Annotated in this window: 6 protein-coding genes; 1 reads left to right on the plus strand and 5 read right to left on the minus strand. The window is 45.7% G+C overall.

Annotated elements, in window-relative coordinates; translation table 11 throughout:
- Positions 1-11: 11 nt before the first annotated feature.
- The 4 genes from K1X61_16020 to K1X61_16035 all read right to left on the minus strand — a co-directional run bounded on the left by K1X61_16020 (position 12) and on the right by K1X61_16035 (position 5,574).
- Positions 12-1,625 carry an NAD-dependent malic enzyme gene (locus tag K1X61_16020; protein ID MBX7110158.1) on the minus strand — a complete coding sequence of 538 codons (1,614 nt, stop codon included), beginning with the start codon at positions 1,623-1,625 and terminating at the stop codon, positions 12-14.
- A 56-nt stretch (positions 1,626-1,681) separates the two neighbouring features.
- Entirely contained in the window at positions 1,682-2,830 is a 1,149-nt protein-coding gene (locus K1X61_16025) for an OprO/OprP family phosphate-selective porin (protein MBX7110159.1), read from the minus strand.
- A gap of 73 nt (positions 2,831-2,903) precedes the next feature.
- Positions 2,904-4,358 carry an aspartate ammonia-lyase gene (locus K1X61_16030; GenBank protein ID MBX7110160.1) on the minus strand — a complete coding sequence of 485 codons (1,455 nt, stop codon included), beginning with the start codon at positions 4,356-4,358 and terminating at the stop codon, positions 2,904-2,906.
- Positions 4,359-4,533: 175 nt separating this feature from the next.
- The gene (locus K1X61_16035; protein ID MBX7110161.1) at positions 4,534-5,574 is read right to left on the minus strand and encodes a type II asparaginase; all 1,041 of its coding nucleotides are present in this window, start codon (positions 5,572-5,574) and stop codon (positions 4,534-4,536) included.
- A gap of 582 nt (positions 5,575-6,156) precedes the next feature.
- Between K1X61_16035 and K1X61_16040 the strand changes: the two genes are divergently transcribed.
- Positions 6,157-6,987, plus strand: coding sequence for a T9SS type A sorting domain-containing protein (locus K1X61_16040; GenBank protein ID MBX7110162.1), 831 nt, complete (start codon positions 6,157-6,159; stop codon positions 6,985-6,987).
- 363 nt (positions 6,988-7,350) lie between these two features.
- Here the strand turns inward: K1X61_16040 and K1X61_16045 are convergent, their stop codons facing one another.
- The gene (locus K1X61_16045) at positions 7,351-9,732 is read right to left on the minus strand and encodes a fibronectin type III domain-containing protein (protein ID MBX7110163.1); all 2,382 of its coding nucleotides are present in this window, start codon (positions 9,730-9,732) and stop codon (positions 7,351-7,353) included.
- Positions 9,733-11,697 lie beyond the last annotated feature (1,965 nt).

Below are 11,697 nucleotides of genomic sequence, written 5' to 3' on the forward strand. Positions count from 1 at the left end.
CTTCATCTTCATCACTGGTAGTGTGGTTCGTACATTTTGCTTTTGATGAATGCGGCAATGTCTTCCGGCCTCTCCACACCTGCCAATCCGCTGTCGAATATTTTGCGTGCGATTTGCACGGCAACATTGAACGACACGTTGATGATATTATCCACCCGAGGATAGATCAACCCATCGGAAAAATCTGCTTCTGTCACTTGTGCGGCAACGGCTTCAGCAGCTGCCACAAACATTTCATTATTCACTCTTTTTGCTTCGATAGCAAGCACGGCCAAGCCCATTGCCGGAAAAATAAATACATTGTTTCCCTGCCCGGGTGTATATTTTTTCCCATTGAAGTTTACCGGAGCGAAGGGGCTGCCGCTTGCAAATATTGCCCTGCCGTTGCTCCAGGCGTAAGCCTCTTCAGCCGTACATTCTGAATGTGAAACAGGATTTGAATACGGGAAGATAACGGGCCGCTCATTCACCGCCGACATATTCTCAATTACCTGTTGATTGAATGCACCTCCTACCGTGCTTACTCCGATGACGGCAGTAGGTTTAATAGTCAAAATACTTTTGGCAAAATCATCCGATGGCATTGCATCATGTGCGAACGGCAATTGATGCGCAGCAAGGTCAGTTCTTGATTTTACGAGCAGTCCGTTGATATCAAACATCCATACACGGTTATAGGCTTCATCTTTGCTGAGTCCATCCTTCATAAATTTATAAACCAACATCTCAGCAATTCCAAATGCGGCTGCACCCGCGCCCATAAACAAAATTCTCTGCTCAATAAATGGCTTTCCGGAGAACCTGCTCGACGTTATTATACCTGCAGTGGCGATTGCGGCTGTGCCCTGTATGTCATCATTAAAAGTGCAGACCTGATCCTGGTACCTGTTAAGGATACGGATGGCATCCACGCCGGGCAGGTCTTCCCACTGAATACAAATCTTAGGAAACACCTCATTCACCGCCGCTACAAACTCATCAATAAATTCATCAAACTCCGGCCCCCTGATTCTTTTTCTTTTCAGCCCCGGATAAAGCGGGTCTTGCAGGAAAGCTTCATTGTTGGTTCCTACATCCAACATCACGGGTAACGTATATTCAGGCGGAACGCCGGCACATGCAGTATACAAAGCGAGTTTACCTATTGGAATTCCCATGCCGCAAATGCCAAGGTCGCCCAATCCTAAAATGCGGCCACCGTCAGTAACTACTGTAAACCGGACATCCTTTACCGGCCAGTTGCGGAGAATAGCCCTGATGTTATTTTTTTGCTCAATGGAAATAAACAATCCCCGGGGACGGCGGGCAATATGGCCAAACCGCTGACATGCCTCACCAACCGTTGGTGTATAGATTAAGGGTAGAAATTTTGCCGGATCGCTAATGATCGTTTTAAAAAATAAGGTCTCATTGCTATCCAGCAGATTGGTGAGATACACATACTGATTGATTGGTGAGGAAATGCTGTCCAATTGCTCACTCACCCTCATGATTTGCGTCTCAATGGTTTCAATGGCATCAGGCAACAAACCCTGCAACCCGAATTTTTTTCTTTCCTCCAGTGTAAACGCTGTGCCTTTATTCCTGCGGGGGTCTCTCAATAATCCATAACCTGAATCTTCCATAAGCATTTTGCTTTCCCAAACCAGATGCGTTAGCGTACAAATAATCAGGCGGCTCTTTAGAAGACGGCCAATGGTGTAACAATTCCTATAGAGAATCTGCCCGTATTGTAATCCACTGCTCCCAATTTTGTCTTTGCATAATCGGAATAATTGTAGATCCTGCCCACCCAGTTTGCATAAACCCGGAAATTAAGATCCCGGAAGGGGTAATACTCAATGGTAGGAATATAACCATAAGCCACCCTGATGCTGTTATCATCGCCGGGCGCATATTGATTGTCATCCGTCCAGTTTTCAAATTCCACCATACCCACCAATGCAAGATTGATGTGTTCATTCAAGCGGTAATAAACGTGCAGCCAGTTGCCGATGTACATGGTATTCGGTACGGCATAAGGGTAAAGTGAATCCGGTATGGTCTCACTGACGATGCTCGTCCGGTCAAGATCTTCGTCATATAAATTGAAATCATATTCAATTGTAAATTTCTTGCACAGATTCAGTTGGTTGCCCAAGGTGATGTAGTGCATATAGGTACCGCTGGCTTCCGTAAAGAAGGAGTAAGACCAGATGGGTTTGAATTTCCCGTCAAAAAGGTTACCTCGCCAGTTTGCCACGAATGCCAATGGTGCTTTTGCTTCTGTAACATTCGGCTGGCTGCCATAGATTTCATTGAATGACTTTGTCCTTGAATTCAACACCTGCACGGTGAACTGGTGGTTGGGGTTCGCCTTATAACTGACACCGGCACCTGCGAGGAAATTGTCGGCATAATCAATGATATCGGAATACTGATAGATATCAATGGGGTTATAGTCGAACTCATAACCACCCCAGTCAGCACACAATTTACCGGCTGAAACACTCCACTGATCGTTAAGATCCACCCTGAAATAAGCCAGGTCAACAGAGCCGCTCAGGTTGTCAACCGACTGTGGTTCCTGCGTTTTGGTAAAGCGGTTGCGCCAGCGGAAATAGACACGTTTAAATGCCTGTCCCCGTAACTCAACACGAAACTGTTCCATGTTATAGCGCGTTCCGGTATAATCGCCATTCATGAACTCATTGCGTAATGCATATCGGGTATTCGCAATGAGGCTCATGTTTTTCAGCAAACCTTGTTTCTCCTCGGGTATCAGGGTTTTGTAATAAGTGGTATCGCCCACCTGTCTTTCCGTAACCTGTGCCACTGTGCAGAGGGGCATCAGGAGCAGTGCGCAAGCAATAATTTTTTGATGAATCCGGTTCATAGTATTAATGTCCTTAATGGTGAACAATTTATTTCTGCCCGGTCATGGTGGCAGGATCCAAAAGTTTTTTTATCTGGTCATCCGTCATGAGCTTTTTCTCCCTTATCAATTCCAGTATCCCTTTGTTGGTAGCTAATGCTTCCTTGGCAAGTTCCGTGGTCTTTTCATAACCCAAAACAGGGTTCAATGCTGTTACGATTCCTACGCTGCGTTCTATGTAATGACTTAATACATCCTTATTCGCTGTGATGCCGTCTATGCAGTTTTTCCTGAACAATGGCATTGCCTTGTAAAACAGCGCCTGTGATTCCATGATAGCAACAGCCACGACGGGTTCATAGGCATTGAGTTGAAGCAATCCATCCTGCGACGCGATCGAAACGGTAACATCATTTCCAATGGCTTTGAAACAAACCTCATTCATCAACTCAGGCATGACGGGATTAACCTTGCCGGGCATGATGGATGAGCCGGGTTGCAGTGGCGGCAGGTTGATTTCAAAAATTCCGGTACGTGGTCCGGTGGCAAGAAAGATCAGGTCGCTGCTGATTTTAGATAAAGCAATGGCAAAGTTCTTTATGGCTGCAGAGTACATAACAAAAGCCTGCATGCTGCTGGTGGCACCGATGAGGTCTTTTGCCAGCACCATTGGCTTGCCGGTAATTTTAGCAAGCTGTGCCACGCATTTTACATCATAGCCCGGCGTGGCGGTTAAGCCGGTTCCGATAGCAGTAGCTCCCATGTTTACTTCGCACAGATATTTTTCCGCATCACGCAGTATACCGATAGCATCATCGAGTTGCGCGCCAAAGGCATGAAACTCCTGCCCTAAAGTCATAGGTACCGCATCCTGCCCTTCCGTACGGCCCATCTTCAGCAAACTATTGAATTCCTCTCCTTTTTTATGAAAGGCCTTTGCAAGCGAATCAGCCTGCTTAATCAGCTTATCGTTGTGCAACAACAGTGCAACGTGGATGGCGGTGGGGTATACATCATTGGTAGATTGACCCATATTCAGATCATCGTGCGGTTCGATATACTGGTACTCTCCTTTTTTATGGCCGCTCATCTCCAATGCAATATTGGCAAGCACTTCATTGGCATTCATATTGGCAGAGGTTCCCGCTCCGCCCTGGTACAGGTCTACCAGGAATTGATCATGGTATTTTCCATCAATTACTGCCTGGCATGCCAGCTCGATGGCCGACAGCTTTTCCTTGGATAATCTGCCTTCTACCTGATTGTTGGCACGCGCCGCAGCAAGTTTCACCATGGCAAACGCTCTTACATAATCGGGATAGAAATTGGTTGACACTCCGCTCATCTGGAAGTTTTCAAGCGCACGGGCGGTTTGGATACCATAATAGGCATTTGCCGGAATCTGTTTATCACCGAGCAAGTCATGTTCTGTTCTTGTTTGTGCAATGATGCTCTGTGAGCCGAGTAACAGGAGTACCCACACAGCTGCATTAAGGTTTTTCATGGTTGATAATTTTTATTGTTCAAATATTTATTACATCCGTATGCAAAGGCAAGCGAAAGTGTAGTCTGTGATCATCATCGTCCGTCATAGCCTCAGCCGGTAAGCTTCATAAGGTAACCCGCCGGCGAGACCATAGAGTGCGGCTTACAACGTAAAGCATTTGATGAATTATGCTTTAGTACTTAAAGAAATAGCTCTGCAGTTGCTTTTTATCCTTTGTCTTTGTAAGGCCGAGCATCAAAAGAATTCTTGCTTTCTGTGGCGTCAGGTCATCAGAAACAATAGTACCCAACTCATCATCATTGATTTCATCATGCAACACTACTCTGCCGGATGGTGTGCGGCTGGCACGGCAAACAATGATGCCGGCAGCAACAGCACGCTTTACGGCATCCATATATGCTTTATTGAAGTTGCCATTTCCCACGCCGGCTATTACGATACCATCCACTTTTTTGGCAATGAGCATATCAATCTGGTCAGATGGTGCATCTGCATACATGTATACTATATCCACACGGGGTAATTTAGTATCCGCTGTCACGGTGAAAGGGGTTTTCACCTCTCTATCTGACGACGAATAATATTCAACCTTACCGTCATAAGCCTGTCCAATGGCGCCCGTATTCGGTGAGCCAAAGGCATTTGTTTTGGTAGTGCTCAGTTTCATCACCTCTCTTGCATCAAAGATGCTTTCATTAAAACTCACCAAAACACCCCTGCCTTTGCTCTTTGGGTCAATGGCAACCGTGATGGCGTCATACAGGTTTTTGGGGCCATCTGCGCTGATGGCAGTGGCAGGCCGCATAGAACCCGTCAGCACCACCGGCTTATCACCGGACACTACCAGGTCAAGAAAAAATGCAGTTTCTTCCTGGGTATCGGTACCATGTGTAACCACGATGGCATCTGCTTCATTATTCTTAAAAATTTCATTGATACGAACGGCCAGCTTTTTCCAGATATCAATGGTCATATCCTGGCTGCCTACGGATGCTATTTGTTCACCGGAGATATTGGCGATCTTTTTTACGCTTGGTATCGTTCCTATGAGATCGTCAATCGGGATTTTTCCGGCCGTATAACCGGCCCGGTCTGCTGATGCTCCCGCGCCGGCAATAGTGCCGCCGGTTGCCAAAATAATTACCCTTGGTAATTCGGCCTGTGCATTCATGATCAGAATCATGCATGCTAAAAATGAGAGAATCTTTTTCATAGTTGGTGATTGTGGTTTATGAATATTGAATGAAAAAATTTAACAGGAAAAAATCTGGCAGGCGGGAAGTGAGCAGGTAATAATCCGGATAAACCGGAGCATCTCTGTGCCAGAAGCGTTTGCTATTGTGGTAGGTAAGGAAATTACCGGATCTGCCATGCAATGTGACCGGCAATCTCATTACCCGTCTTGCATCTTTATTCATGATAGCAGGTTATCAATAAAACAAATCTTGCAAATAGTTTGCATTGAATCTTGCAACAACAAAATTAGAAAATAAACTCATTGAGTTATTTTATTTCATGAATACTCAGCAACCAATACAGGTTGAAGCTTAACCAGCAGATAATAATCGCATTGCATGATTTCGCAAAGATGATACGATCAGGCATTGATATTCCCCGGAAGAGCAGCACAACATCAGATTGCATACAGCAGCGAAACCTGCCAGCACCACATAAAAGCCTTCATCCCATTGTTTATACAAATTTAATCTGTGAACAACTTTTCGGTAACAGCGGATCGCAACATTTGCGCAAAATCCACCGCATGCAAAAAAAAATACAGCCAATGCAAAGTAAAATGAAATCATATTCTGTACTGGCCGGTTCGCTGCTGTCTGTTACGCATTTCGCAGATGCTCAAATCATCCATCATCAAATCCCTGACACCACCTTTAGTGAGAATCAGACCGGTTTGTCCTTTGACCTGAACAACGACGGCATCACCGATTATACTTTTTTCCTGCTGAAAAGTGATTCCGGATCTCATGTCAATCACCAGGTTGATGGATTTGCATCGAACGTAAACAATGAAATTGCGGGATCCATCGGAGCGAGCAGCTATGTGTATCCGCTAGCAATGCAAAAGGGTGAGATTATCGGTGGTGATGCAGAATGGCATGCATACGGATCCATGTTCTGGGTATTCGGGCAGCAGTATTCGTCCGGTGCAGGCACGCCCGTTCAATTGGGAAACTGGCTTGGAGCAACTGATAAATATGCCGGGCTGCGGCTTGATGTGGATGGACAAAAATATTATGGCTGGCTCAGAATGGATGTTGACAGCTTTGCCAGTCAGTTTACGATTAAGGAATATGCCTATCAATCCATTCCTGATTCCTTCATCCTTGCAGGCGACACCGATCTTATTATCAGCGGTATTCCCAATACGGTTGCAAGTAATGCTAACAGCATTGTAATTGACGAAAATACAGCAGTGATCAGTGTTCAGCCGGATGCGACAGATGCCCTTACTATTACTATCGTGAACATGTCCGGTGCCATAGTAAGACAAACGGTATCAAAAGAAAAACAGACCAAGGTATCACTGACCGGGTTTCCCGGCGGTCTTTACCTATTGCATGCAAGAGCTGCAGGAGCAACACTCACCAAAAAGATATTTCTTAAATAATATCGCCAAGATTATTGATGCAGGAATAGGCGCGACGGCAGGCCGCCATCGGCTATTGCAGTATTATGTTTACCATTCAAGTGGTATTTTCATTTCAAAACAATAATGCATTTAATTCCACTACGCAACAAAGGAATTTTACAAGTGATGCAATATTGCATTGGTTAAATGAAAGCTGTTCCCGTCGTTTAACAATAGTCCTTTTCAATTTTTCAATGAATAAATCCTACAGGGTTCCGGACTGCTGATTCCGGCATACCTGAATTGCCGTTTGATTCATTAGCCATCTTCACCAACCACCATAAAAACAGCGGGACACCTTAAAAGGCATCCCGCTGTTTTGCAACAAAATTTACTATTGGCTTACCTGGTAATTACGATTTGGTGCGACAATACATCACTTCCGTCATAAATATTCAGGTAATAAATTCCGCTGTTCAGTTTCCTGCAATCAATCGTGCGGGTAATGGTACCATCAACCGTGATGTTATCCATGGCCGCAACCTGCTGGCCTAAAGCGTTTACCAATGTGATGTTTACAATCTTAGCAGTCGCCGAAGTGATTTCAACACTCACATTGTCTTTGGCAGGGTTGGGGAAAACATTGATTCCTTTAACCGCAAGTTCTTCTGATTCCATACCAAGACGCAAGGTTGTAGTAAAGGTGAGGATTGCGGTATAGGAAGAGTTGTTACCTCCGCCGCATTCACTTCTCACCCGGTAATCATAAGAAGTATTGGCTGTCAGACCGCTGATGGTGGCATTGGTGGAAGCAGTGTTAACACTAGTCCAGGTGATGGTACCAGTCTTGCGGTATTGCAGGTTATAGGTTACTGCATTGCAGGTGCCTGTCCAGCTGATATTGGCCGTAGTGGAAGTTATGCTGCCGGCAGCAGGTGAAGCAGGCTGTCCGCAACCATTGGTGGTGCTTTCTGTTTTTTGAACATACTTGCTCTTTGCACCGCCCGGGCAGACTGTGGCAATTGATACATCATAGGAAGTGTTGGGCGTCAAACCTGAATACGTATAGTTCAGTGCGGTAATCGTACCTGGAATATTCGTCCAGTCTGTAGCGCCCGTCAGCCTGTAACGAAGCTTATAACCGGATGCCACTGATACTGCATTCCAGCTCAGCTGCATGGAACAGGCTGTCTTGTTATTTACGGTTACGTTGGTCGGCTTGGGAATATTAGTGGAGGCGACCGTATAAGAAGCGCTCTTCGAGCAGGAACCTGCACTCACCGTTACAGTATAGGTTGCAGCATCCAATGCCGAAATATCCTGCGTGGTGGCGCCGTTGGACCATGCATAGGTGAATGGTGCAATGCCGCCTGAAACCGTCAGGTCAATCGCTCCTGTAGCCGGACACGTTGACTTCGTGATAACTGATGTAAGCGTGGGCGCGAGGTTGATACCGCTGCTATAAGTGGTGTTTTGCGGATCGAAGTTGGCCCAAACTTTTGTCCAGTCGCTCGAGCCAAAAGCGCCAACATAGTTGCCGGATGTAAAGAAGGGATCCGTCAACCGTGTATTGCTGAAGCTTGCACCAGACAAAGCGGGTGAACCGGCCTGCGGCAGAAAATTGGGATTCGTGAGGTTAAACGGATCCACCAGGTTGATACTGCTGTTGTTCACATAAGTGGCATTACCGCCTTGCGAAGTAAAATAGCTGTTGATATCAAATGTGCTGCCGGCATTTACCGCAAGATTAGTAGTGTTTCCTGCTAAGTAATTATGCTGAAACTGCAGTGTGTTGGCTGTGGCGTTGGCTTCCGTGGATGTACCGTCAATGAGCAACCCGACCGGCCATCCCATAATAAGTGAATTATACACGGAGCAGGACGAATTTCTTCTCACATGTTCACCGCGTTTGAAGTTGGCATTGAAGGTGGAAGATAGCGTTGCCAATGGACCCAGCACAGTCATATTGGAAAAAACAGGCAGCGTACCCGGTGTATTAGTAGTTCCGGTTGCATCGTTGTCAGATTCAAATCCATTGGAACCGGAAATGTCGGCCACATTGGGATCGCGTATTGACACACCATATTGAATTTTTCCCCTGAATCCGTTGTCGGTATCAAAGTCATCATCCAATGCACGGATGGCGACAAGGTGTTTGCAGTTCACGGTGCCGCCAAACCATTCGTAAGAGTCATCTCCTGAAAAGCTTACCTGCACATAATCAATCGTGGTGCCTGCACCGACGCCGCCCATGGTTAATCCGTTGATCTCATTGTTGGGTTGAAAGGCGATGCCCGGAAATTCAATCCGCACGTAACGGAGGATGCCGGAGTTGTCATTATCATCAGGTGTGAGGCCGCCGCCGTAAGTGGCATTGCCTTCGCCATCATCCACGCCGCCTTCAATGATGGCTTCACCGCCGGGTTGGTTGATGGAAGCTTTTCCAAGGATGATGATGCCGCCCCAATCACCATAACTTCTTGATCCGGCAGGTTGCTCTGAAGTGAATACAATAGGCTGGCAAGGTAATCCGTCGGCGATCAGCTTTGCGCCTCTTGTAATAATGAGGGTTCCCTTGGTAGATTTTTCACCAAGGATTAACGTACCCGGTTGAATAGTCAGTGTGGCATTATTATTTACATACACAAATCCGCTGAGCCGGTATGTGTTGTTGCTGGTCCATGTCTGATTTGAACTTATGTAACCCGACACGGTGATGGTGGAACTGAAAGCCTGACTGAGTCCGGCCAACAGCAATACAATGATGGTTAAGATTTTTTTCATGGGAAAATGTTTTTGGTTATGCGCGCAAAAGTATCCGCGGCTTGTTACCGCATTGTGATTGCGATATTACCAGTGAATGATGCTAAGCTTATGTGAGTGTAATGCTGGTATTAAGCAAAGATGAACAAGATATTAACGGAACATTATGCCTGAAGGGAAGGAGCAATTGCAAAATTGCAGACTGCAGACAGTTATGTCATTACGCTGACGTAGTGCAATAATTACACTGGCGTCATGCTTGACTACGATGACGTCATGCCGGAATACAAATAAGCCATGCCGGACTACTGGGAAGCTATGCCGAACAACAAATAAGTCATGCCGGACTACTGGGAAGCTATGCCGAACAACAAATAAGTCATGCCGAACTTGTTTCGGCATCTTTGGAACTTCATCAGATCCCGAAACAAGTTCGGGATGACTTACCGGTAGTTGAAGTTCTTTTTCTGATGCTTCTGTTGCGATGGCAAGAGAATTGAAATCACTCTCTTGATACCGATGCAATCGTAAGAGAGATGAGGTCATAACGGACCAGGTCAACACCATGATGAATCAATGCGACGCCATGCCTTATCAATCTGACATCATGACGAACTGCAACGAAGTCATAGCAAACTACAACGAAGTCATAACAAACTACAAGGAAACCGTACCGAACTACTAATAAGTCATGCCGGACTAATGGGAAGCTATGCCGAACTACAAATAAGTCATGCCGAACTTGTTTCGGCATCTTTGGAACTTCATCAGATCCCGAAACAAGTTCGGGATGACTTACCGGTAGTTGAAGTTTTTTTTCCTGATGCTTCGGTTGCGATGGCAAAAGAATTGAAATCATTCTCTTGATACCGATGCAATCGTAAGAGAGATGAGGTCATAACGGACCAGGTCAACACCATGATGAATCAATGCGACGCCATGCCTTATCAATCTGATATCAAGACGAACTGCAACGAAGTCATAGCAAACTACAACGGAGTCATAACAAACTACAAGGAAACCGTGCCGAACTACTAACAAGCCATGCCGGACTAATGGGAAGCCATGCCGGACTACAAATAAGTCATGCCGGACTACAAATAAGTCATGCCGAACTTGTTTCGGCATCTTTGGAACTTCATCAGATCCCGAAACAAGTTCGGGATGACTTACCGGTAGTTGAAGTTTTTTTTCCTGATGCTTCCGTTGCGATGGCAAAAGAATTGAAATCATTCTGTTGATACCGATGCAATCGTAAGAGAGATGAGGTCATAACAGACCAGGTCAACACCATGATGAATCAATGCGACGCCATGCCTTATCAATCTGACATCATGACGAACTGCAACGAAGTCATAACAAACTACAAGGAAGTCATAACAAACTACAAGGAAACCGTGCCGAACTACTGGGAAGCCGTGCCGGACTACAAAGAAGTCATGCCGAACTTGTTTCGGCATCTTTGGAACTTCATCAGATCCCGAAACAAGTTCGGGATGACTTACCGGTAGTTGAAGTTTTTTTCCCTGATGCTTCTGTTGCGATGGCAAGAGAATTGAAATCATTCTCTTGATATCGATGCAATCGTAAGAGAGATGAGGTCATAACGGACCAGGTCAACACCATGATGAATCAATGCGACGCCATGCCTTATCAATCTGATATCAAGACGAACTGCAACGAAGTCATAGCAAACTACAACGGAGTCATAACAAACTACAAGGAAACCGTGCCGAACTACTGGGAAGCCGTGCCGGACTACAAAGAAGTCATGCCGAACTTGTTTCGGCATCTTTGGAACTTCATCAGATCCCGAAACAAGTTCGGGATGACTTACCGGTAGTTGAAGTTTTTTTTCATGATGCTTCTGTTGCGATGGCAAGAGAATTGAAATCACTCTCTTGATACCGATGCAATCGTAAGAGAGATGAGGTCATAACGGACCAGGTCAACACCATGATGAATCAATGCGACGCCATGCCTTAT

The sequence above is a fragment of the Chitinophagales bacterium genome (assembly GCA_019694975.1).
Lineage (GTDB): Bacteria > Bacteroidota > Bacteroidia > Chitinophagales > UBA10324 > JACCZZ01.